Source organism: Streptomyces cupreus (assembly GCF_014257025.1).
GTDB classification, from domain to species: domain Bacteria; phylum Actinomycetota; class Actinomycetes; order Streptomycetales; family Streptomycetaceae; genus Streptomyces; species Streptomyces cupreus.
This window is the reverse complement of the sequence record NZ_JACMSF010000036.1, coordinates 28,370-49,875: the sequence shown is the minus strand read 5'-3', so window position 1 is coordinate 49,875 and position 21,506 is coordinate 28,370. Positions and strand designations below refer to the sequence as shown.

The window sequence follows — 21,506 nt, the reverse complement described above, 5'->3', positions numbered from 1 at the left end:
TCCCGTGAGGGAGGCCCGGGCCTTCGTCGTGCGCTCAGCCGTAGGCCAGGGCCTGGACCCGGTCCAGCGCCCCGTTGAACCTGTTGTGGTCGCCGACCGTCGGGCCGGTCGAGGTGTACTGCCACATCGTGTAGTAGCTCCAGCCCGCCGGCAGCGTCCCCACCGTCGAGGCGTACCGCGCGATCCACAGCGGATTGCTGGCGCCGAAGCCGGAGTAGTTGCCCGTGCACTGGGTCCACCAGCTCGTCGACGTGTAGATCACCGCGTGCCGGCCCGTGCGGGCCTTGTACTGGTTCAGGAAGTCGCGGATCCAGGTGACCATTCCGGTCTGGGTCTTGCCGTAGCAGGCCGCGCCGTACGGGTTCCACTCGATGTCGAGGGCGCCGGGGAGGGTCCTGCCGTCGCGGGACCAGCCGCCGCCGTGGTCCACGAAGTAGTTGGCCTGGGTTGCGCCGGACGTGGTGTCCGGGGTGGCGAAGTGGTAGGCGCCGCGGATCATGCCGACGTTGTAGGAGCCGTTGTACTGCTGCGCGAAGTACGGGTTCGTGTAGTACGTGCCCTCCGAGGCCTTCACATAGGCCCACTTCACACCGCTGTTCCAGAGGGTCGACCAGGCCACGTTGCCCTGGTGGGAGGAGACGTCGACGCCCTCCGTCTGGGTGATGCGGGTGCCTCGGGGGAGGCCGTGGACGCCGTCGTGGGCCGGGACGCCCATGCCCATGTAGGCGGAGCCGCGGGCGGGGGAGTCGGCCGCTGAACTGGGGGTGGCGAACGTGAGGGACAGCGCTGTGAGCAGGAGTGCCGTGAGGCAGAGGCGGAGCAGTCCGGGTCTGTGCACACGCATAGCGTGCCTCCGAAGGCTCGGTGGTGCTCGGTGGGGAGACCTGTGACGCGGGGCATGGCGACGCCGGGACGGGGGGGGGTGGGCGGATCGTCGTTGGCCCGCTGTTGGTCCGCCGTCGGACGATGCTGGCGTGGGCATGCCAGTCGGTGCCTGGGAACGAAGCTACGGACGGGGACCGGCGGGTGGAAGAGGGACTGGGGGCTGCCGTTGGTCTACGCCTGAGAAATACTGGCGGAGCTGCGGCGATGACAGCATGTGACGGAAACTTTCAGTACTGGGAAACCGAGGCAGGGGCTGACGTGCGCGAAGACGGAAACGGCGACGGACGTCGAGTCGGATCCGGGGTGTCCGCGGGGATGCCCGGGCATGGTGTGGAGCAGCCCGAGTTCCTGTCCCTGGAGCGGGAGCTGACCGTACTGCTGCGGCGGGCCCGGGCCAGCCAGGGCGAGATGGCCCGCGAAGTGCATCCGGATCTGGAGTCCGCCGCCTACGGGCTGCTGATCCGCCTCGACGAGTGCGGTCGGCAGCGGGCGACCGAGCTCGCCGCCTATATCGGCGTCGGCAAGGCCACCATGTCCCGGCAGTTGCGCGCCCTGGAGGACCTCGGTCTGGTCGCCCGCGAGCCCGACCCCGCCGACGGGCGGGCCTGGCTGGTCCATCTGACCGAGGAGGGCCGAGGGCGGGTGGGCAAGGTACGGGAGGCCCGACGGGCGCGGTACGCCCGCCGGCTTTCCGGCTGGGACCCTCGCGAGGTCTCGGAACTGGCCCGGCTGCTCAACCAGTTGAACCAGGAGATGGAGGGGCAGGGCTGAGGGCCGCCGTGAAGCGGACCTCCTCGTCCTGGACGGCTGCCGGCCTCCTGGACGCTGTACGAATGGGTGGAGAAGCCGTGCGTGCGCCGCTGGTCCGAGCCGCGCGGCAAGAACAAGGAACGCGTACCCGTCGGGGACACGCCTGTCGCCGTGGGCTAGAACTCCACGAACACCACCGTCGCGTCGTCGTGCGTCTTGCTCCGCCGCAGGAACGTCCGGTCGGTGTCCCCGAGTTCCAGCGCCCGCACCCGGTCGACCAGCGCCTGAGCGCCTTCCTTGCGTACGACGTCGAAGAGGTCGTCCCAGTCCCCGGCGCCGAACCTCTCCACCCAGCGCGTCGCACCGTCGGTGAGGGCGGCCAGGGCGCGGACGCCGGAGCGGGGCAGCGTCCCGGTCACCGCCCTGGCCGCCACCGAGGGATCGGCGGCGGCCGTGAAGAAGCCGCCCTCCATGTTGCGGAGATCGGCGTCGACCATCGCGTCCGTGGCCAGCGCTGACCGGGGCAGCCGGGAGAGGCGGTCGTCGAGATACGGCGTGAGGGTGCCGTCCGGTGACTCCACCAGCAGGGCCGAGTCCGACAGGATCAGGTACTCCACGGTCTCGGGTGACCAGCGGGCCATGACGACCGTTGCCTGTGGTGTGCGCGGGTGAGAAAGGTCACAGGTTTCCCGGTGGGCGTCGGCGGTACGCGCGAGAGCGAGCGACAGGGCGTCGGCGAGGGGAACATCCGGGAGTGAAACGGTCAGTTCGGTCAGTGCCCCGCCGAGGCGCGCGGTGAACCAGGGAACGGAATGCAGACATCCCGTCCCGTCCCTCGGCGGGGTCACCCCGTCGAGGACCACCACCGCACCGCCCTGTCCGGAGGCGGGCAGGCCGACGCTTGCGAAGTCCTCGTTGGGGCGGGCGGAATCGCCGGGCTCCGAAACAAGTTCAGTACGCATCCAGCCAGTCTGCACGAGCCCTTCACAAGGTTCGCCAAAGGCTGGCAACGGTTGCGCAATTGGCGTACCCGTGCAGGTCAGACGCCGGGTTTGGGATGGAATGGCTCACTCCTGGCGGACGTGGTGGCGAATACTGCCACCGCCCGCCGCAGACGTCCAACCGGCCCGCTGGGAACGGCCGCTGCAAACGCCACAGGAACTTGCCCGCCAACTCTCCTCCGAGGTTCACTCCTTCGGGTGGCGGGTCAGCTGATGCGAGACCACCGCCCACCGGCACTGGGAGGGTCGGGAAGCGTACCGGGTGTATGCGCCAGTTGACGGAGCGTCACCCGGAACCCATGGGTACCACGAGTTCAGGAATGCGAGCACCGGTGCAGAAGATGCGGCCTCGTCGCTCAGGCAAGCAGAAGGCTTCCGCAGGGGGCCCGGAGCACAAGCCCGGCACCACGACAGGGACCGGCACCACCTCGGCCGGCAAAGGCCGGCCCACCCATGTACGCAACCGGCTCTTCATCGCCGTGGCCGTGGTCGCCGCCGCCATAGCCGCCGCCGGTGGCCCGTCCGTCGTCACCGCCTCCGCGCAGGTGCACGACAGCCAGGAGCTGGTGACCCTCTCCGAGCGGACCGAGGACGCCCTCGCGCTCGCCCACTCGCTCGCCGACGAACGCGACGAGGTCATCGCCTACGTCGCCGCGGGCCGCCCCAAGTCCAAGGCGCCCTCGGAGCAGCGCAGCGCCCGCGTCGACCGGCTGGTCGAGGAGTTGCGCGCCAACCCCGACACCCCCGCCTCCCTGCGGGCGGACCTGGACGACATCGCGGCCCTGCGCAGAGCGGCGCTCACCGGCAAGAGCACCGCTCTCGAAACGCACAGGGCGTACTCCGCCTCGCTCACCGAACTCCACCGGCTCGCCGAGCGGCTGGCCGAGGACATGCCGCCGCGCGCTGGCTCCGGCGCCTACGCCCTCGCCGAGCTCGACACCGCCGTACAACAGGCCGCCTCCACCCGGGGCCTGCTCCTCGCCGCGCTCAGCGTCCCGCGCACCACCCAGACCGTCATCGACCCCATCACGGGCCTGCCGAGCACCGTCAGCACCTCCTCCGACGCCGACGTCAAGCAGCGCGACGCGCTCACCGCCGCCGCCCAGGAGGCGCGCCTGCGCTCCGACGCGGCCCTCGCCGACTTCCGCGAGACCGCGCCGAAGAAGTCGGTGGCGTCCTACGACTCCACGGTCACCGGACCGGAGGCCGAGGCCGCCGAGAAGTACCTCGCCTCCCTCACCGACCAGCCCACCCTCTCCGACGGCGAACTCGCCACCGGTGTGAAGAAGTTGGACGAGGCGCTCTCCGCCCGCGTCGAGATGATGCGCGGCGCCGAGTCCGCCCTCCACGACCGCCGCACCAAGGACCTCGCCCTCCTGCGCGACGACGACGTCACCGAGCTGGAGATCCGCATCGCGATTCTCGGCGTCCTGGTGCTGCTCGCCATCGGCGTCGCCACCGGCATGGCCCGCAGCCTCACCCGCCCGCTGGCGGTGGTGCGCCTCGGCTCGGCCCGCCTCGCGGGCGCCGAGGACCCGGGAGCGGAGGAGCCGGTCAAGTTCACCGGCCGCAAGGACGAGTTCGCGAAGGTCGTCGACTCCGTCAACACCCTGCACGCACAGGCGGTCGCTCTCCACGAACGCATCGCCACGCTGGAGTCCGACCGCAAGCACCTGGTGGGCCAGCGCCAGAAGATGGCCGACGCCCGCGAGGAACTCCGCGCCGAACTGGCCGACTCCGCCGGGCAACTGGAACGCCTGCGCACGAGCATCGGCTCCACCTTCGTGAACCTCGCCCTGCGTACCCTGGGCCTGGTCGAACGCCAACTGGCGGTCATCGAGGGCCTGGAGGAGCGTGAGCAGGACCCGGACCGCCTCGCCACCCTCTTCAAGCTCGACCACTTCGCCACGGTGATGCGCCGCCACAGCGAGAACCTCCTCGTCCTCGCCGGAACGGAACACGTCCAGCACAGCGCGGGCCCGGTTCCGCTGGTGGACGTGGTCCGGGCGGCGGTCAGCGAGATCGAGCGCTACGAGCGCGTCCGCATCGCGGCGCTCCCGCCCCACGCCCATATCGCGGGCTTCGCGGCGGACGACGTCTCGCACCTGCTCGCCGAACTGATGGAGAACGCCACCGCGTTCTCCCCGCCGGACATGCCCGTGGAGGTCTCCGGCTGGCTCCTGGAGAACGGCGAGGTGATGCTCTCCGTCCAGGACGAGGGCATCGGCATGGCGGACGACCGCATGTCCCGCCTCAACACCCGCCTGACCGACTTCGACCCCGAGGCCTCCTACGACCAGGAGGGCGAGGAAGGCCTGGGCCTGGGCCTCTACGTGGTGGCCCGTCTGGCCCACCGCCACGGAGTCCGGGTCCAGCTCCGCGAGCAGAAGCAGGGCGGGGTAGCGGCGGTGGTGGTCCTCCCGAAGCCCTTGCTGGCCCAGGCCACCCCAACGGCGGTCCCCGCACCGTCCGGCACCCCACTCCCCGGCGGCACCCACACCTTCACCCTCCCCGGCGCGGACGCGGAGGCCAACTCCAACGTCCTCCACGGCGGCAGAGGCGACCGTCTGGTGGAGCTGGCGGAGAAGGCGGTACGCAGGTCGCAGGAGCCGGAGGAGCCGCCGACCGAAGCTCCGGCCGAGACGACGATGGAGCTGCTGGCGCCGATACAGCCGGAGCCCGAGCCCGAGGTCGCCGACGGCGAGGAAGCCCCCCAGGGGCCACCCGCACCCGACATCGAGACGGAACACGAACGCGCCGAAGAGGACCAGCTCACCGACAAGGGCCTGCCCAAGCGCAGCCCGAAGATCAGCACTCCCACTCAAACGCCGCGCCAACGAACAGGCGCCGTCGACGCCGAAGCCCTCCGCAGGAGGCTGGGCGGCTTCCGCCGGGGGGCGGAGGCCGGCTACCGCGACGTAGAAGCCGAAATCGCAGAACAGACGGGTCAGAGCAGAACACCCGTCAGTGAATCCGAAGAAGCCACGGGGGGCACCGTCGAGGAGGCAAGCAGTTGACCGCGCCCAGTACCTTCGGACTGAGCAGTGAGGCCCGCAACCTGCACTGGCTGCTGACGAACCTGGTCGAGGAGGTGCCAGGCATCGAGTCGGTCGCCGTGATCTCCTCCGACGGCCTGCTCCTGCTCTCCTCGGACCCGGACAGAAACGAGCAGGCCAAGGGACAGCGCACGCGAAAGGGCCCCCGGGGCTCCTCCGCCGACCTCGCCAGCATCGTCTCCGGCATCGGCAGCCTCACCATCGGCGCCGCCCGCCTCATGGAGTTCGGCGGGGTGAAGCACACGATGGTCGCGATGGACGAGGGCAGCCTGTTCGTGATGTCGATCAGCGATGGCTCCCTGCTCGGCGTGCACGGCTCCGCGGACTGCGACATGAGCGTGATCGCGTACCACATGGCCCTGTTCGTCGGCCGCGCCGGACACGTCCTGACCCCCGAACTCCGCAGCGAGCTACGAAAATCCCTGGAAGCCGAGTCGACCGGGAGTGCCCGATGAGCAGCAGCACGCCGAAGAGGCTCCCCGTCCGCGGCGGCGACCGCAAACCCGCCCGCGTACGCCCCTACTCGCTCACCGGCGGCCGTACCCGCTTCGGACACGTCCTCCTCGTGGAGACGTTCGTGGCGAGCACGGCGGCGCTCGAAGCCCCGGAGGAGCGCAAGGAGTTGACGAATGGTTCCCTCAGCACCCGGGTGATGCCGGAGATGCGGGCCATCGTCGAACTGTGCCGCCGTATGCGCACGGTGGCCGAGATCGCCGCGCTGTTGAAGATGCCGCTCGGCGTGGTCCGCGTGTTGCTCAGCGACCTCGCGGACCAGGGAAAGATCCGCGTGTACGGCACTGGTACCGGTCATGGCACCGGCCGTCCGGACCGCGCTCTGCTCGAAAGGGTGCTGAGTGGACTCCGTCGTCTTTGAAGACACCGACAGCGGTCTGAAGTCCTGGCAGACGGACCGCACCCGCGCCCCCATAGCCACGAAGATCGTCGTGGCGGGTGGGTTCGGCGTCGGCAAGACCACACTGGTCACCGCCGTCTCGGAGATCACGCCGTTGCAGACCGAGGCGCTGATGACCGAGGCGAGCGAGGAGACCGACGATCTCTCCTCCACGCCCGAGAAGCTGACCACCACCGTGGCCATGGACTTCGGCCGCATCACGCTCGACGACGACCTGGTGCTCTATCTGTTCGGCACGCCGGGCCAGCAGCGGTTCTGGTTCATGTGGGACGACCTGGTGCGCGGCGCGATCGGCGCGGTCGTGATGGCCGACACGCGGCGCCTGAAGGACTGCTTCCCGGCACTGGACTACTTCGAGAGCTGCGGGCTGCCGTACGTCGTCGCGGTCAACCATTTCGACGGCAGTGAGCGGTTCGAGCCGGAGGACGTGCGGGAGGCGCTCACGATACCCCCGCACATACCTGTCATGATCATGGATGCGCGGCGCCGGATCTCGGTGATCGAGACCCTCCTGGCCCTGGTGGGCCACGCCCTCGACGAAACACCCGAGTAGTCCCGACGTATCCCGACCAAGGAGCACCACCCGCATGCGGAAGATACTCGTCGTCGGGGCCGGCCAGTCCGGCCTCCAGCTCGCCCTCGGACTCCAGTCGAACGGGTACGAGGTCACCCTCATGTCCAACCGGACCGCGGACGAGATTCGCACCGGCCGGGTCATGTCGACGCAGTGCATGTTCCACACCGCCCTTCAGCACGAGCGCGATCTCCAGCTGAACTTCTGGGAGTCCCAGGCCCCGAAGATCGAGGGACTCGGCGTCTCGGTGGCGGCACCGGGCTCATGGGCCGAGGGCCCCGCGGCCCGCGCGATCGACTGGGTGGGCCACCTCGACGGGTACGCCCAGTCCGTGGACCAGCGCGTGAAGATGGCCGGCTGGATGGAGACCTTCGCCCAGCGCGGCGGCCAGCTGGTCATCCACGGCGCGGCGGTCGGCGACCTCGACTACTTCTCCCGTACGTACGACCTGGTGCTGGTGTCGGCCGGCAAGGGCGAGCTGGTCTCCATGTTCGCCCGGGACCCGGAGCGCTCCCCGTACAGCGAGCCGCAGCGCGCCCTCGCGGTGGCCTACGTCCACGGCCTCGGCCCGCGTCCCGAGCACCCGGAGTTCGACGCGGTCCGCTGCAATCTGGTCCCCGGTGTCGGCGAGCTGTTCATCATGCCGACGTTCACCACGTCAGGACGCGCCGACATCCTGTTCTGGGAGGGCATACCCGGCGGCCCGCTGGACGTGTTCAACGGCGTCAAGGACCCGGCGGAACACCTCTCCCTGACCCTGGAACTCATGGAGAAGTTCACGCCGTGGGAGTACGCGCGGGCGACGAAGGTCGAACTCACGGATGCCGGTGGCACCTTGGCCGGCCGCTACGCGCCCACCGTCCGCAACCCGATCGGCCGTCTTCCCGGCGGCGGCCTGGTCCTGGGCGTCGCCGACGTGGTCGTCGCCAACGACCCCATCACCGGTCAGGGCTCCAACTCGGCGTCCAAGTGCGCGGCGGCGTATCTGGCCTCGATCCTCGAACACGGTGACAAGCCGTTCGACGAGGAGTGGATGCAGTCCGCGTTCGACCGCTACTGGGCAACCGCGCAGCACGTCACCAAGTGGACCAACGCGATGCTGGCCCCGCCGCCGGAGCACATCCTCAACCTGATCGGCGCGGCAGGCCAGCTCCAGCCGGCGGCGGACCGTTTCGCCAACGCCTTCAACGACCCGGCCGACTTCGAGAACTTCTTCTACGAGCCCGAGAAGACCGAGGCCTACCTGGCTTCGCTGGCCTGATCAGCCGGCGGCTCGTCCGGACGTACGGCCCCCAGGATCGGGTAGGACGCCATCGGCGACACCTTGACCCTCTCGCCCGTTCTGGGAGCCTCGACCACCTTGCCCCTGCCCAGGTACATGGCCACGTGGGTGGCGTCGCGGTGGTAGATCACCAGGTCGCCGGGGCGCAGTTCCTTCAGCGGAACTCTCGGGAGCTGCGCCCACTGTTCCTGGCTGGTGCGGGGGATCGGGGTGCCCGCGTGATCCCAGGCCTGGGAGGTGAGGCCTGAGCAGTCGTACGTCCTCGGGCCCTCCGCGCCCCACTCGTACGGCTTCCCGAGCTGCCCCATGGCATAGCGCACCGCCCGGTCACCCGCGCCGGACGGTCTGCGCTCGCTGCTGAGCGCCCCGGAGGTGACGAGGTCCTTCTGGGCCTTGTCGATGCCCTTCTTCTCCAACTCGGCGATCTCGACGAGCTGTTCGGGGCTGAGCGAGACGAGCAGCTCCTCGACGTCCTTCAGCCGCCCCTGCACCTCGTCCCGGTCCTTCTTCTGCCGCTCGGCGAGGGCGAGCTGCTTGTCGAGCGCCGTGCGGGCCTCGCGCGCGAGACCGTCGGCCTTGCGCTCGCTCCCGGTCAGCCGCCCCACCGTCTCGGCCCGCTCCCGCGCCAACTGCCCGATCACATGCCCCTGATCGAGCGCGTGCTGCGGATCACGGGCGAGTAGCAGTCGTACGTACGAGGAGATCTCGGTGCTGCCCTGGTACTGCTGCCGGGCCAGCCGCCCCGCCGCGCCCCTGCTGTCGTGCAGGGAGAGGCGGACCCGGGCGAGTTCCCCGTCCAGGCGTTTGACCTCGGCGCGCTGTTTGTTCAGCTTCTCCTCGGTGGCGTTGTAGGTCTCGGTGGCCCGCTCGGCTTCCCGGTACAGCCGCTGAAGATCCGTCAGCAGCCGGGAGACGGAGGATTCCCCGGGCTCGGGGACGGCCAGAGCCGGGACCGGCGCGAGGACCGTGCCGACCGCCGTCGCCGCCGTACACACCAGACGCAGAAGCCTTCCTGACACGTCATCACCTCCGGTGCGGAGCAGCCCCTCTGCTCCGCACCGCGAGCATCAGACGGACGCTCGTCGTCCGCGCGCGGGGTGTGCGCGGTTCGGCGCAACCGGGTCACTCGTCCGCGTCGTCCGGCTTGCCGCCCGGCGTGGCGTCTGGCTTCGACCAGGGCCACTTCAGCCGACTCTCCAGTCGCCCCTCGGGGTCGTACGTGTACTTCCAGCGCCGGGTGAGCCCGACGGGCCGGCCCTCGACGCGGGGCACGCGCCGGTAGACGAGCACGGTGGGCGGACCGCCGTCGGGGTCCGGGACGGGGATGCGGTACGTCTTGGGCGGATGCCCGGTGATCCCCAGCAGTACGGGCAGCACCCGCCCGTCCATGGGCCCGCCCTCGAAGGGGGTGTCTTCGCTCTTCACGGCACCAGTGTCAGCCATCCTCGGTGAGCGCCCGGACCAGCGCGGCGGTCCCCGGGTCGCGGGCGCCGGTCACGGAGAGCACGGCGACGAACTGGTCGACGAGCCAGTCGCGCAGTTCGTCCACGGGGATCTGCTTGCCCTCGTCGAGCCAGAGGAGCGAGGCCGCCTCCACGGCGGTGATCCACACCTTGACGGTCATCCGGAGCCGGAGCCCGGGTGCGGTGACCTGAAGATGGCTGAGGATGTGCTCGGCGGCCGCCCGGCGCACTCCGTCGACGATGGCGGTGGTCCGGGAGGTCTCGACGACACTGCCGCCCTGGAGCAGCGCGCTGAACCCGGCGTCGTGCTCGTCGACGAAGGTCAGATACCGATCGAGGGCCCGCCCGAGCCGGGGCATCAAGGGACCTTCACGGGGCTCGTCGAAGCACTGCTGGAGCTCCTCGGCGGCGGAGCGCAGGGCGGCCTCGTACAGCTGCTGCTTGCCGCCGGGAAAGTACCGGTACACCAGCGGCCGTGACACCCCGGCGGCCTCCGCCACATCATCGAGCGAGACCTCCTCGGGCGCCCGATGAGCGAACAGGGACAGCGCGGCGGCAAGCAACTGACTGCGCCGCTCCTCGACACTGAGACGTCGATAGGCGGGAGTGGGTGCCGAGGAGCTCATGACGTGCAGCGTAACCGCCGTCGGCCGTACCCACGCAGCCTGCGGCCGGTCGGGGCCTTCCTACGCCAGCAGCCCCGACGACCGCCACAACCGCCGCCCGACCCCCCGCAGCACCCCGATGTCGTCCAGGAAGTCCGTCAACCGCTTCGCCCCGGTCTGCATGACCTCCCGCCGATGCCCACTCGCCCGCACCTGCGCCACGGCCTCCCGCTTGTCGAGCCCCACATTCGTGTAGACCTCGGGATTCACGAACGCCACCGAGAACACCCGCGCGAACTCCCCGGACGTGACCCGGGTGAACTCCTGCGACCACTTCGGCGCCGTCAGCATCTGCCGCCGCAGCTCCTCACGGGCGTAGCGAACATGCCGGGCCTCCTCCACCACATGGATCCGTGTGACGCCCCGGATCAACGGCTGCACCCGCTCGTCCGGGAACGTCAGCCGCTGCATCCAGTCCAGGACCTCCTCGCCGAGCAGCGTCGCCGTGAAGGATCCCGGAGTCGTGGAGATCGTCTTGAACAGCCGCCCCAGATTCTGATGCACCCGGCTCACCGGGTACCAGGGCGTCTCCCCGCGCGAGATCAGCCGCGCGAACATCTTCGAGTGCCTGCACTCGTCCTCGATCTCGGTGAGCGCGTACCGCACATGCGCGCTCGTCGCCGCCTTGTCGTAGATGTGCCGCACCAGCAGCTGCATCAGGATCAGCTCGAACCAGATCCCCAGCGAGGCCAGCGCCGCCGCCTCGTGCTGCGAGAGCAGAATCCGCTGCTCCTCGCTCATCCGCTTCCAGATCGGCGTGTCGTACAGCGACACCAGCTCCGGCGGCCAGAACCACTTGCCCTCCTCGAAGGGCGCGTCCCAGTCCAGCTCCTTGTCGGGGTCGAAGGAGTGCTTCGCGGAGGAGTCGAGCAGCCGTTCGGCCACCTGCTCCCGGTCCTTGAGCAGGCCCAGCGCGTCGCGCAGGCCTTCGAGCGCGTCGGCTTCCGTGAGGGTCGTCATCGTTCTCCCAATTCGTTACCCGGGGTCACATCCTCCGTCCCCTTATGAGACTGCTTGTCAGTAAGCCCGTCAATCCCTCGCGCGGCACTTGTTGACCCCGCGTCTACCGAGCGGGACTCTGCGGGACATGCCGACATACGACCTGTACGCCAAGGACCCGGGGGACCGTCTCTGGCAGGTGCCGGCGACCGGCGCGGCCCGCTTCGCCTGGGAGTACGACGACGGCCGCGACCGTCTGCTCGCCCTCTACCAGAAGGGCAAGGACAAGCAGTGGGACGGGCAGCGGCGGATCGACTGGGACCTGGAGGTCGACCCCCACGACCCGCTCGGCACCCCCGACGAGGCGATGTCGCTCTACGGCACCCGGCACTGGGCGAAGATGACGGAAGCCGACAAGGGGGAGCTGCGCAAGCACTACGCCTCCTGGCAGTTCAGCCAGTTCCTGCACGGCGAACAGGGCGCGATGGTCTGCGCCGCCCGCATCGTGGAGTCGGTCCCCGACCTGGACGCGAAGTTCTACTCGGCGACCCAGACCATGGACGAGGCCCGGCACGCCGAGATCTACGGCCGTTTCCTGCACGAGAAGATCGGGATGCTCTACCCGGTCAACGACAACCTCCGGTCCCTGCTGGGCGACACGCTCGCCGACAGCCGCTGGGACATGCCGTACCTCGGCATGCAGGTCCTCATCGAGGGCCTCGCCCTCGCCGCGTTCGGCATGATCCGCGACACCACCGACAAGCCCCTCCCCAAGCAGATCCTCGCCTACGTCATGCAGGACGAGGCCCGCCATGTGGCCTTCGGTCGGATGGCACTGCGCGACTACTACAAGCAGCTCACCGACGCCGAACTGCGCGAACGCGAGGAGTTCGTCATCGAGGGCTGCCATCTGATGCGCGACCGCCTGCGGGGAGTCGAGGTCCTGGAGAACTTCGGCATCCCGAAGGCGGAGGCGGAGGAGTACAGCGAACAGTCCGAATTCCTGGCCCTCTTCCGCCGGTTGCTGTTCTCCCGCATCGTCCCCTGCGTCAAGGACATCGGCCTGTGGGGCAAGCGCCTGCAACAGGCCTACGTCGACATGGGCGCCTTCGAGATGGGCGACTCCAACCTGGACCGGCTGATGGCCGAGGACGAGGAGATCGCCGAGAGGCTGGACGCGGAGCGGTTCGCGGGGGAGGAGCGGGAGCGGGTGGCGGAGGTGCGGGAGGCGATCGAGGAGGGTCAACGCCTCACGGGTTGATCACTCGTTCGATGGGCGATTCGGCATATGCGTCTGGGTACGCTGGCAGTGCCAGCAGACTCCGTCACATGGGAGCAACCATGAGCGCCGCACGCGACTACGGGCTGGACGACGACTACCAGTGGGCTCGTCCCCCGGAGGGTGGCTGGACGGCGGACGACCTCGACGAGCTTCCCAATCTTCCTCCGCACACGGAGTTGATCGACGGGAGCCTCGTTTTCGTGAGTCCGCAGACCAATTTCCACTCGCGTGCCATCCGTTTGCTGGACAACAGCCTGCTGGATCAGGTCCCGGACGAACTGGACGTCATCCGGGAGATGACCATCAAGCTCAACAAGCGCAATCGGCCGGAGCCCGACGTTCTGGTCTTCCGCGCCGGCGCCGACACCGGTCCGAAGCAGACCTGGTACCGGCCGGAGGACGTCGTGATCGCCATTGAGGTCGTCTCGGAGGACTCGGAGGACCGCGACCGGGAGGTCAAGCCGAGGAAGTACGCGCAAGCTGGCATCCCGTACTACTGGCGCGTCGAAGAGAACGAGGGCCTTCCGGTGGTCTACGTCTTCGAACTCGACACGGCGACGCAGGCGTACGGTCTCACGGGCATCTTCCACGACAAGCTCACGCTCTCCGCCCCGTTCCCCATCGACATCGACCTCACCGCGATCAACCGCCGACGGCGGGGCCCCGAGCCCACCCCGGAGCCCCAGGCCTGACCTTCCCTAGGCCGAGCAGCCCAGCCCCTCCGGCACCTCCAGCGCCACCGGCTCCGCACCCTGCGCCGGGAACGACGTGCGCAGGGTGAAGGCGTACGGGGTCGGGCCGTGGGTGCGCAGGTGCAGGAGGCGGGACTCCGCCTCCGCGACCGTGGGGCGGTGGCCGGCGGGGACCCACCACAGGGTCGCGGTCGCCTCCTGCAGCTTCTCGAACCACTCCCTGCGGCGGGCCAGCATCTCCCGGTGGCGGCCCTGGTACATGTACGCCGTCAGGGCATTGGCGTCCCGCCACACCGACATGTTGATGATCAGCCACTCGTCCCCGAAGACGGGGATGTCCGTGGCGTCGCCCGCCTCGGACTGAAGGCGCCAGACGAAGCCGTCCGCCGTGTCGGCGTCCGCGTTCACCGGGTCCAGCGCGTCGACGAAGTCCTTCAACTGCGGGGAGTCCAGAGGGGCTTTGAGGCGGGCGATGTTCACCTGGGCGAGTTGGTACGCGGCTGAAGTCATGGACCGAACGTTAGGTCGGGAGCCCGGCGCTCGGTACCCCCGTCTCATCAACCGAGAACCCCCACCTAGGAGTTGAGCACCGCCTCCATCACGGCCCGAGCGATCGGTGCCGCGTCCCCGCCCCCGCTGATCTCCCCACGGTCCGCCTCCGCGTCCTCCACCACCACGGCGACCGCCACCCGCGGTTCCATGTCCCGCTCACCCTGCGCCCACGACACGAACCAGGCGTACGGCGTCCCGGAGTTGCCGATCCCGTGCTGGGCGGTGCCCGTCTTGCCGCCGACGGTCACCCCCGGGATCGCCGCGTTCGCACCGGTGCCCTCCCGCACCACGTCCGTCATCAGCTCCCGCAGCCGTACCGCGGTCCCCGGATGCATCGCCTGCCGTACCGGACGTGATCCGGCCGTCGCCAGTGTCGCCCCGCCCGACCGCGTCGTCCGCTCCACCAGATACGGCGCCCGCATCTGCCCCCCGTTCGCCACCGCCGCCGCGACCATCGCCATCTGCAAAGGCGTCGCCCGCGTGTTGTACTGACCGATCGCCGACAGCGCGAGCTGCGCCCGGTCGACCGAGGTGTCGAAGGTGCTCGGCGCCACCGAGTACGGGATCCGCACCCCCGTGTCATTGAACCCGAACGCCTGCGCGGTGGCCGTCAGATCGGCCACCCCCACCCGCACCCCCAGCTTCGCGAACACCGTGTTGCAGGACCACTCGAAGGCGGCCCGGAGCGACGCGTCCGCGCACCCCTTCGCCTCGTTCGTCAGGCTCGTCGAGGTACCCGGCAGGGGGTACGGGTCGGGGGAGTCCGTCGGTTCGTCGACATCCGTGACCACCCCCGCGTCCAGCGCCGCCGCCGCGGTCACCACCTTGAAGGTCGACCCCGGCGGATACGTCTGCCGTACCGCCCGGTTGAGCATCGGCTTGTCCGGGTCCTCGTTCAGCCCGATCCAGGACCGGGACACCGTCGGTCCGTTCCCCGAGAGCGCCTCCGGGTTGTAGGAGGGCGTCGACACCAGCGCCAGGATCCGGCCCGTCGACGGCTCGATCGCCGCCACCGCGCCCTTGCGTCCGGCGAGCCCGTCGTAGGCCGCCCGCTGCGCCGCCGCGCGCAGCGTCGTCACCACGTCGCCGCCCGGATTCCGGGCCCGGGTCAGGTCGTTCAGCAGCGGGAACGGCGACAGCATCGGGTCCGCCCCCGACAGCACCCCGTCCTCGGTGTGCTCCAGGAACGACGTGCCGTACACCTGCGAGGCGAAGCCGGTCACCGGCGCGTACAACGGGCCGTCCAGATAGGTGCGTTCATAGCGGAGCTGCTCGCCGGTGTCCTTGGAGCCGGTGATCGGGCGGCCGCCGACCAGGATGTCGCCGCGCGGCTGGCCGTACCGGGCGATGGTCCCCCGACGGTTGGCGGAGTTGTCGTCGTAGGCGCCGGCCTCGAAGACCTGGATACGGGTGGCGTTCACCAGGAGCGCGGCCAGCAGCAGGGCGCAGAAGACGGCCGCGAGCCGGATATGCCGGGTCACGGCGCCTCCTCGTCGTGCCGCCGCCGTGCCGAGTCGCTCACCCGGACCAGCAGCGCCACGATCGCCCAGTTGGTGACGACGGAGGAGCCGCCCTGCGCCAGGAACGGCATCGCCATCCCGGTCAGCGGGATCAGACCGGTCACCCCGCCCGCGATCACGAACACCTGGAGCGCCACGATCGAGGCCAACCCCACCGCGAGCAACTGCCCGAAGGCGTCGCGCAGCGTGACGCCCGCCCGGTAACCGCGCTCCACCAGCAGGCCGTAGAGCAGGAAGATCGCGGACAGTCCGGCCAGGCCCAGCTCCTCGCCCGCCGTGGCCAGGATGAAGTCCGACTTGACGGCGAACCCGATCAGCACGGAGTGGCCGAGCCCGAGGCCGGTGCCGAGCATGCCGCCCGCCGCGAAGGCGAACAGCGACTGGGAGAGCTGGTTCGGGCCCTGCCCGGCCTCGATCGAGGCGAAGGGATGCAGCCAGTCCTCGACCCTGCTGTGCACATGCGGCTCCAGCCACCCCACGGCCACCGCCCCCAGCGCGGCCAGCAGCAGCCCCACCGCGATCCACCCGGTGCGCCCGGTGGCGACGTACAGCAGGACCACGAACAGCCCGAAGAACAACAGCGAGGTCCCGAGGTCCCGTTCGAGGATCAGGACCCCGACGCTCAGCAGCCAGATCGCCACGATCGGTCCGAGCACCCGCCCGGTCGGCAGTTGCAGCCGCCACACCCGACGGCCCGCATAGGCCAGCGCCCCCCGGTTCGCGGCCAGATACGCGGCGAAGAACACCGCAAGCAGCACCTTGGCGAACTCGCCCGGCTGGATGGAGAATCCCGCGATCCGGATCCAGATCCGGGCGCCGTTCACGGCGGGGAACAGGATCGGCAGGGTCAGCAGCCCGAGGGCGGCGACCACACAGACGTACGCATAACGCTGAAGGACCCGGTGGTCGCGCAACAGCACGACCGTCACGATGAAGAATGCCACCCCCAGCGTGGACCACACGAGTTGGGCGGGCGCCGCCCGGTCGCCCGGGGTCTCCAGGTCGAGCCGGTAGATCAGCACCAGCCCGAGACCGTTGAGCAGCACGCCGATCGGCAGCAGCAGCGGGTCCGCGTACGGCGCCCTGAACCGCACCGCCAAGTGGGCTACCAGCGCCAGTACGCCGAGCCCGGCGCCGTAACCGACGGCGCCGGGCGGGACGGTGCCGTCGCGGGCGAGACCGACGGCACAGTAGCCGTACACGGAGAGCAGGACGGCCACGACGATGAGGGCCAGTTCGATGCCACGGCGTCGGGGGAGGCGGACGGCGGGAGCGGGTGCGTCCGCTCGTGCCACGGTGGTTCCGGCCTTGCTCATGTCCGGAACTTACCCAAATCGGGCGTCTTGTGTGCCTTGCGGATCAGCACCAGCGTGGCGCGGGCCCGATGTGTTGATGTACCGGGCCGACCCCCAGGCCCAGGATGGGGGCCGGCCGCACCGGTTGGGCGCGCTGTGCAGGATCAGGGTGTTGGCGGTGACCACGCCCGTGTAATGCGCCAGTCACCTCTCCACATGGGCCATCCGGAAAGCCCCTAGCCGACACCCGCCGACAGGGAGAGTGTCGCCAAGGCCCCACCAGCCTCCGCATTCGCGAAAGCAAGCCGCGCCCCCAACACCTCCGCCTGCCCCAACGCGATGGTCAGCCCCAGCCCATGCCCCCGGGCCCCACCCTCCGTACGAAACCGCTGCGGTCCATGTTCCAGCAGATACGCCGGGTATCCGTCCCCATGATCCCGAACAGTCACCCGAGGACCGTCCACCGTCACCACCACCGGCCCCCGCCCATGCCGATGCGCATTGGCCACCAAGTTCCCCAGCACCCGCTCCAGGCGCCGCCGATCCGTCTCGACCGCGACGTCCCGCAGGACGACAACCTCCGTACGGCTCCCGGCCGCCCGCACCACCCGCTCGGCCAACGCCCCCAGTTGCTCGGTGTCCACTTCCAGCCGCTCCCGCCCGGTGTCGAGCCGCGAGATCTCCAGCAGATCCTCGGTGAGCGTCCGCAACGCGGCCACCCGGTCCCGCACCAACTCCGTCGGCCGCCCCGGAGGCAACAGCTCCGCCGCCGCGTGCAGCCCCGTCAACGGCGTCCGCAGCTCATGCGCCACATCCGCCGTGAACCGCTGCTCGGCCTGAAGCTTCCCCTGCAACGACCCCGCCATGGAATCCAGCGCGGCGGCGACGGCGGCCACCTCGTCCTGCGGCCGTGAGGGATCCTTCGTCCGGGGATCGTCCACGCGCGCGTCCAGATCGCCGCCGCTGATCCGCCGTGCCACCTGAGCCGTGGTGTGCAGCCGTCGGGTCACCCGGGTCACCGCCAGCGCGCCCACCAGCAGCGTCGCCCCGATCGCCAGCCCCGAGGACCACAGGATCGCCCGGTCCAGACCGTCGATCGTGCGGGCCTGCTGGGAGTAGTCGACCTGGACGGCCAGTGCCCGAGCGCCGTCGGCCGGGCCCGCCGCCCACATGGTCGGCCGGCCCTCGTGGTCGGCGACCATCGTGCCGCGGTCCCCGGCGACCGCCAGCTCCCGCAGCGCCCCGGGCAGCCCCGGCGGATCGACGCCCGCGCCCGGCATCAGCCGGTCCCCGGCCTCGAACGCCGTCGTCGCGTCGGTCAGCCGGGAGAGCGCCTCGGTGCGGGCGCGGCCGACGGTCTGGTTGGTCACCGAGACATGCACGAGCACACCGAGCAGCGCGGTCAGCGCGCAGCACATCACGGTGATGAACACGGCGGCCTTGGTGGCGAGCGTCCCGGCCCAGCGGGGCAGCGAGAGCCTCATCGGCCGCTCGCGGAGGGAGTGGCGGAGGGGCGCGGCGAGGGCTTGCGCTCGCCGGTGCGCAGCATCTCGTCGTGGGTCAGCAGCATCGCGTTGGCCTGCGCGTCCCAGGTCCACTGCAGCCGGTACTCGTACCCCGCGACCTCCGAGGGCGCGCGGACGATCACGGACCGCCCAGCCAGTTCGACCGCGCTCACGGCGTCGTCGTAGGACATGACCCGGACCAGCCGGTGCTTCTGGACGGTGTAGACGCGGATCGCGGTCAGCTGGTCGGGCAGGAGCCGGAAGCCGAGCGTCAGGTCCTCGTGCCCGTCGCCGTCGAGGTCGCGGTAGTACGGCGTGAGGACGGGACAGCGGGTGTCCTCGCCGCCCGGGTCGCAGTCGGCCATCCTGCGGTCCGTCTCGCGGTACGGCGCCTTGGCGCCCTCGTAGTCGTCGGGGTTCGCGGCGATCTCGGCGCGGACGACGGCGACCGGGTCCGCCTTGCGGATGTCGTCGCCGGGCACGTCGACGCCCTTGACGACCTCGGTGGTCACCTCGCCGATCTCGAAGGCCGGGCTGGAGGCGGGCGTGAGCTCCGGCCAGAGCCGGGCCGGGCTGACCGCGGTCGGTGTGGCGCCCGCGCCCTGGAGCCCGCCGGCGTCACCGCAGCCCGCGGCGGTCGCCATCAGCAGGGCGACGGCGGCGGTCGTACGGACACGGCTGCGGGGCACGGTGCTCCTGTGGTTCAGAGGTGAGCGGTGGCCCCGTACACCTTATTCTTGGGTAAGTACCTTTTGCCCGCCCGGGTGGGCCGGAGCGATCACTCGGTGAGCTCCTCCAGCAGCCGGGCGGTGGAAAGACCCGCGCGCAGGTACTCGACGAAGAGGTCATTGTGCAGGGCCCAGGGCGAGCGCCGGGACCGTATCAGCCGGATCGCCTCCTCGACGGAGTGCCCCCGTCTCATCAGCGTCTGCGCGACGACCAGACCCGAGCGGTTGTACCCGTGATAGCAGCGCACCAGGACCGACCGGCCCGCGTCCAGCGCCTCACCGGCGGCCTGCGCGAGCCGGATCACGCCCGCGAGCTGCGTCCCGTCCAGCGGCCCGTCCGGGATGGGCCACACATGGTGCTCCACACTGCCGTCGGGCCCGTGCCCCGGCAGCCGCAGCAGCGTCTGTACGAGATCGAACTCGTCCCGCACGACAACGAACTCCAGCTGCCCCGCCACCGCCCGGAACTCATGACCGCCCATCCACAGGCCGGGCACGATCTCGTCCCACCGGGTGTCCGGAGCAGGAACGTCGGGTTGCTTCCTGCGGGTACGCAATTGGCGCCTCCCCCAACTTCCCCTCCCAACTCCTCTCAAAGGTAACCGGGTTCTTGCCCCTGGAGCACCCCGCCTGTTCCCATGGTCATAGGGGTGATGGTGCATGAGCGCACTGCGTGTCGTGCCGACCTGGCGCCACGGCCAGGAACGGCTGTACGTCTGCCTCACGGACGGCAGGAACATCGCGTGGTACGACCGTGAGGCCGCCAGGGTCATCCTGCTCAGCGACGAGCGCCGGGAGGACGTCCTGGAAGTCCTGGGCCCGTTCCTCACCGGCCCGGTCACGGTGGGGCCGCCGCCGGTCCCGACCCCGGCCGAACTGGCCCGTCTCGCCCTCCACCCGGACGACGACCTGGCACCCAACCGCCCCGGCGAGGCGCTCCTGATCGCCCTGGACCGCGACCCGGGACCGTCCCGCCGCCTCCGCACCGACCCCAGGCGCCACGCGCTCACCGCCGAGCAGACGGTGGGGGAGGCCCTGGACCGCCTGGACGGCGCGGGCTGGCACACCCTGCACTCGATCCCGCTGCCCGGCGGAGCGCGGATCCATCACCTGGCGATCGGCCCGGCGGGGCTGTTCGCGATCCACACCCTGTATGCCCGCAAGCAGCGCATCAGGGTCGCGGATCCGATGCTCGCGATCGGCCGCCGGGAACCGCAGCCACTCCTGCGCCGTATCCGCTCCCACGCCGACCGGGCGTCGTACGCCCTGACAGCCGAGGTCCACCCGGTCCTGGCCCTCGCGGGCCCGGCGGACGTCTCGGTCACCGGCCCTCTCCGCGAGGTCCGCATCCTCCAGGACACGAACCTCGGGGAGCTGGCCCGACAGGGAGGAGTCCTCAAACCGGCGGACGTGGAGGCCCTGCACGCGATGGCGCGGGACCGGCGGATCTGGGAGCGCGTCTAGTCCACGGGCCGCTCACGTCCCGGTTGAAGTCGGCCGCCGTCAGCTCCGGGGCAGCGTCCCCGCCCGGTCCTGGGCGAGGAGCGGGGCGAGCAGATCGCCGTAGTCCTGGATACGGGGGGCGAGGTCCGGCGCGGTGAAGGCCAGCCTGTCGGGTGACCGGCACTCCTCGACCTCGGACCAGGTGACCGGCGCGGACACCCAGGGTTCGGGGCGGGCGCGCAGGGTGTAGGGGGTGGCGGTGGTCTTGCGGGCGGCGTTCTGGCTCCAGTCGACGAAGACCTTCCCGGGGCGCAGGCTGCGGGTCATCCGGTGCAGGGCCAGCCGCGGCATGGCCTTCTCGGCCTCCATCGCCAGCCCCTTGGCGTACTCCGACACCTGGTCGGAGGACGAACCCCGGACCGCGGCCAGCAGATGCAGCCCCTTCGACCCGGAGGTCTTCGCGTACGCCTCGATCCCGTCCACGGCGAGCCGTTCGCGCAGCCACAGGGCGACCTCGCAGCACTCCACGATCGTCGCCGGGGTGCCGGGGTCCAGGTCGAAGACCAGCCGGTCGGCGGCGCCGGGCGCCTCGGCGACCCACTGGTGGGTGTGGAACTCGGTGACCAGGTTCGCCGCCCACATCAGACTCGGCAGATCCTGTACGAGCACCATCCGGGCCGGCCCCTCCGAACGGGGGACCTCGGCGGTGGTGACCCACTCGGGGGTACCGGGCGGCACGTTCTTGGTGAAGAAGACCTGTCCGTCCGGCCCGTCCGGGTAGCGCAGGAAGGAGACCGGCCGGTCACGCAGATGGGGCAGCAACACGTCGGCGGTGGTGGCGTAGTAGTGCAGCACCTCACCCTTGGTGAAGCCGGTCGCCGGGTACAGCACCTTCTCCAGGTTGCTGAGCGCGAGCCGTCGCCCCTCCACCTCTGTGATCGGCGTCATACGATGAGAATCC

At 70.3% G+C, this 21,506-nt stretch carries 22 protein-coding genes; 9 read left to right on the top strand and 13 right to left on the bottom strand.

All coding sequences use genetic code 11. The features are described from left to right. Window positions 1–34 precede the first annotated feature (34 nt). Entirely contained in the window at window positions 35–844 is an 810-nt protein-coding gene (locus tag H4N64_RS28445) for a lysozyme (RefSeq protein WP_186285287.1), read from the bottom strand. A 299-nt stretch (window positions 845–1,143) separates the two neighbouring features. Between H4N64_RS28445 and H4N64_RS28440 the strand changes: the two genes are divergently transcribed. Continuing rightward, window positions 1,144–1,656, top strand: coding sequence for a MarR family winged helix-turn-helix transcriptional regulator (locus H4N64_RS28440; protein ID WP_186285286.1), 513 nt, complete (start codon window positions 1,144–1,146; stop codon window positions 1,654–1,656). A 155-nt stretch (window positions 1,657–1,811) separates the two neighbouring features. Here the strand turns inward: H4N64_RS28440 and H4N64_RS28435 are convergent, their stop codons facing one another. Beyond that, window positions 1,812–2,597, bottom strand: coding sequence for a protein phosphatase 2C domain-containing protein (locus H4N64_RS28435; protein ID WP_186285285.1), 786 nt, complete (start codon window positions 2,595–2,597; stop codon window positions 1,812–1,814). Between the two features lie 359 nt (window positions 2,598–2,956). On the opposite strand from H4N64_RS28435, the gene H4N64_RS28430 reads away from it, so the two are divergent. The 5 genes from H4N64_RS28430 to H4N64_RS28410 are packed head-to-tail and all read left to right on the top strand — an operon-like array spanning window position 2,957 to window position 8,440. Continuing rightward, the gene (locus H4N64_RS28430; RefSeq protein WP_186285284.1) at window positions 2,957–5,653 is read left to right on the top strand and encodes a sensor histidine kinase; all 2,697 of its coding nucleotides are present in this window, start codon (window positions 2,957–2,959) and stop codon (window positions 5,651–5,653) included. Further along, window positions 5,650–6,147 carry a roadblock/LC7 domain-containing protein gene (locus H4N64_RS28425; RefSeq protein ID WP_186285283.1) on the top strand — a complete coding sequence of 166 codons (498 nt, stop codon included), beginning with the start codon at window positions 5,650–5,652 and terminating at the stop codon, window positions 6,145–6,147. The genes H4N64_RS28430 and H4N64_RS28425 overlap by 4 nt, the downstream gene beginning before the upstream one ends. After that, entirely contained in the window at window positions 6,144–6,566 is a 423-nt protein-coding gene (locus H4N64_RS28420; RefSeq protein WP_186285282.1) for a DUF742 domain-containing protein, read from the top strand. The genes H4N64_RS28425 and H4N64_RS28420 overlap by 4 nt, the downstream gene beginning before the upstream one ends. Then, a complete protein-coding gene (locus tag H4N64_RS28415; protein ID WP_336246820.1) occupies window positions 6,547–7,158 on the top strand; it encodes a GTP-binding protein in 612 nt (203 codons plus the stop codon). The genes H4N64_RS28420 and H4N64_RS28415 overlap by 20 nt, the downstream gene beginning before the upstream one ends. A 34-nt stretch (window positions 7,159–7,192) precedes the next feature. Continuing rightward, entirely contained in the window at window positions 7,193–8,440 is a 1,248-nt protein-coding gene (locus H4N64_RS28410) for a styrene monooxygenase/indole monooxygenase family protein (protein WP_186285281.1), read from the top strand. Here H4N64_RS28410 and H4N64_RS28405 read toward each other — a convergent pair. From H4N64_RS28405 to H4N64_RS28390, 4 genes are all read right to left on the bottom strand, one after another. Continuing rightward, complete coding sequence (locus tag H4N64_RS28405) at window positions 8,419–9,480, bottom strand: NlpC/P60 family protein (protein WP_186285280.1); 1,062 nt, start codon at window positions 9,478–9,480, stop codon at window positions 8,419–8,421. The two genes, H4N64_RS28410 and H4N64_RS28405, sit on opposite strands and share 22 nt — an antisense overlap. Before the next feature lie 103 nt (window positions 9,481–9,583). Next, window positions 9,584–9,886, bottom strand: coding sequence for a hypothetical protein (locus H4N64_RS28400; protein ID WP_186285279.1), 303 nt, complete (start codon window positions 9,884–9,886; stop codon window positions 9,584–9,586). 10 nt (window positions 9,887–9,896) lie between these two features. After that, the gene (locus H4N64_RS28395) at window positions 9,897–10,550 is read right to left on the bottom strand and encodes a TetR/AcrR family transcriptional regulator (RefSeq protein ID WP_186285278.1); all 654 of its coding nucleotides are present in this window, start codon (window positions 10,548–10,550) and stop codon (window positions 9,897–9,899) included. Between the two features lie 60 nt (window positions 10,551–10,610). Further along, complete coding sequence (locus H4N64_RS28390; RefSeq protein WP_186285277.1) at window positions 10,611–11,549, bottom strand: AurF N-oxygenase family protein; 939 nt, start codon at window positions 11,547–11,549, stop codon at window positions 10,611–10,613. A gap of 127 nt (window positions 11,550–11,676) precedes the next feature. Between H4N64_RS28390 and H4N64_RS28385 the strand changes: the two genes are divergently transcribed. Next, a complete protein-coding gene (locus H4N64_RS28385) occupies window positions 11,677–12,789 on the top strand; it encodes a ferritin-like domain-containing protein (RefSeq protein ID WP_186285276.1) in 1,113 nt (370 codons plus the stop codon). Between the two features lie 80 nt (window positions 12,790–12,869). Next, window positions 12,870–13,502, top strand: a complete 633-nt coding sequence (locus H4N64_RS28380) for a Uma2 family endonuclease (protein WP_186285275.1) — start codon at window positions 12,870–12,872, stop codon at window positions 13,500–13,502. Between the two features lie 6 nt (window positions 13,503–13,508). Here H4N64_RS28380 and H4N64_RS28375 read toward each other — a convergent pair whose 3' ends face one another. The 6 genes from H4N64_RS28375 to H4N64_RS28350 all read right to left on the bottom strand — a co-directional run bounded on the left by H4N64_RS28375 (window position 13,509) and on the right by H4N64_RS28350 (window position 19,659). Beyond that, window positions 13,509–14,012 carry a DUF3291 domain-containing protein gene (locus H4N64_RS28375; RefSeq protein ID WP_186285274.1) on the bottom strand — a complete coding sequence of 168 codons (504 nt, stop codon included), beginning with the start codon at window positions 14,010–14,012 and terminating at the stop codon, window positions 13,509–13,511. Window positions 14,013–14,077: 65 nt separating this feature from the next. Next, on the bottom strand, window positions 14,078–15,535 hold the full coding sequence (locus H4N64_RS28370) for a penicillin-binding transpeptidase domain-containing protein (protein WP_186285273.1): 1,458 nt from the start codon (window positions 15,533–15,535) through the stop codon (window positions 14,078–14,080). Continuing rightward, window positions 15,532–16,890 (bottom strand): FtsW/RodA/SpoVE family cell cycle protein, encoded by a 1,359-nt coding sequence (locus H4N64_RS28365; protein ID WP_186285272.1) that lies wholly within the window; start codon window positions 16,888–16,890, stop codon window positions 15,532–15,534. The genes H4N64_RS28370 and H4N64_RS28365 overlap by 4 nt, the downstream gene beginning before the upstream one ends. Window positions 16,891–17,105: 215 nt before the next feature. Continuing rightward, on the bottom strand, window positions 17,106–18,353 hold the full coding sequence (locus tag H4N64_RS28360; RefSeq protein ID WP_186285271.1) for an ATP-binding protein: 1,248 nt from the start codon (window positions 18,351–18,353) through the stop codon (window positions 17,106–17,108). Continuing rightward, on the bottom strand, window positions 18,350–19,063 hold the full coding sequence (locus tag H4N64_RS28355; protein WP_186285270.1) for a hypothetical protein: 714 nt from the start codon (window positions 19,061–19,063) through the stop codon (window positions 18,350–18,352). The genes H4N64_RS28360 and H4N64_RS28355 overlap by 4 nt, the downstream gene beginning before the upstream one ends. Window positions 19,064–19,152: 89 nt before the next feature. Further along, the gene (locus tag H4N64_RS28350; RefSeq protein ID WP_186285269.1) at window positions 19,153–19,659 is read right to left on the bottom strand and encodes a protein-tyrosine phosphatase family protein; all 507 of its coding nucleotides are present in this window, start codon (window positions 19,657–19,659) and stop codon (window positions 19,153–19,155) included. A 103-nt stretch (window positions 19,660–19,762) separates the two neighbouring features. On the opposite strand from H4N64_RS28350, the gene H4N64_RS28345 reads away from it, so the two are divergent. Further along, window positions 19,763–20,566: a nuclease-related domain-containing protein gene (locus tag H4N64_RS28345; protein ID WP_186285268.1), complete on the top strand. Its 804-nt coding sequence runs from the start codon at window positions 19,763–19,765 to the stop codon at window positions 20,564–20,566. 39 nt (window positions 20,567–20,605) lie between these two features. Here the strand turns inward: H4N64_RS28345 and ligD are convergent, their stop codons facing one another. Further along, on the bottom strand, window positions 20,606–21,493 hold the full coding sequence (gene ligD, locus H4N64_RS28340; RefSeq protein WP_186285267.1) for a non-homologous end-joining DNA ligase: 888 nt from the start codon (window positions 21,491–21,493) through the stop codon (window positions 20,606–20,608). Window positions 21,494–21,506: the final 13 nt, after the last annotated feature.

Coding starts and splice junctions, on each gene's coding strand:
- H4N64_RS28445 (WP_186285287.1), bottom strand. CDS start 844: ATGCGTGTGCACAGACCCGGACTGCTCCGCCTCTGCCTCACGGCACTC.
- H4N64_RS28435 (WP_186285285.1), bottom strand. CDS start 2,597: ATGCGTACTGAACTTGTTTCGGAGCCCGGCGATTCCGCCCGCCCCAAC.
- H4N64_RS28430 (WP_186285284.1), top strand. CDS start 2,957: ATGCGAGCACCGGTGCAGAAGATGCGGCCTCGTCGCTCAGGCAAGCAG.
- H4N64_RS28420 (WP_186285282.1), top strand. CDS start 6,144: ATGAGCAGCAGCACGCCGAAGAGGCTCCCCGTCCGCGGCGGCGACCGC.
- H4N64_RS28410 (WP_186285281.1), top strand. CDS start 7,193: ATGCGGAAGATACTCGTCGTCGGGGCCGGCCAGTCCGGCCTCCAGCTC.
- H4N64_RS28395 (WP_186285278.1), bottom strand. CDS start 10,550: ATGAGCTCCTCGGCACCCACTCCCGCCTATCGACGTCTCAGTGTCGAG.
- H4N64_RS28390 (WP_186285277.1), bottom strand. CDS start 11,549: ATGACGACCCTCACGGAAGCCGACGCGCTCGAAGGCCTGCGCGACGCG.
- H4N64_RS28385 (WP_186285276.1), top strand. CDS start 11,677: ATGCCGACATACGACCTGTACGCCAAGGACCCGGGGGACCGTCTCTGG.
- H4N64_RS28380 (WP_186285275.1), top strand. CDS start 12,870: ATGAGCGCCGCACGCGACTACGGGCTGGACGACGACTACCAGTGGGCT.
- H4N64_RS28375 (WP_186285274.1), bottom strand. CDS start 14,012: ATGACTTCAGCCGCGTACCAACTCGCCCAGGTGAACATCGCCCGCCTC.
- H4N64_RS28365 (WP_186285272.1), bottom strand. CDS start 16,890: ATGAGCAAGGCCGGAACCACCGTGGCACGAGCGGACGCACCCGCTCCC.
- H4N64_RS28360 (WP_186285271.1), bottom strand. CDS start 18,353: ATGAGGCTCTCGCTGCCCCGCTGGGCCGGGACGCTCGCCACCAAGGCC.
- H4N64_RS28345 (WP_186285268.1), top strand. CDS start 19,763: ATGAGCGCACTGCGTGTCGTGCCGACCTGGCGCCACGGCCAGGAACGG.
- ligD (WP_186285267.1), bottom strand. CDS start 21,493: ATGACGCCGATCACAGAGGTGGAGGGGCGACGGCTCGCGCTCAGCAAC.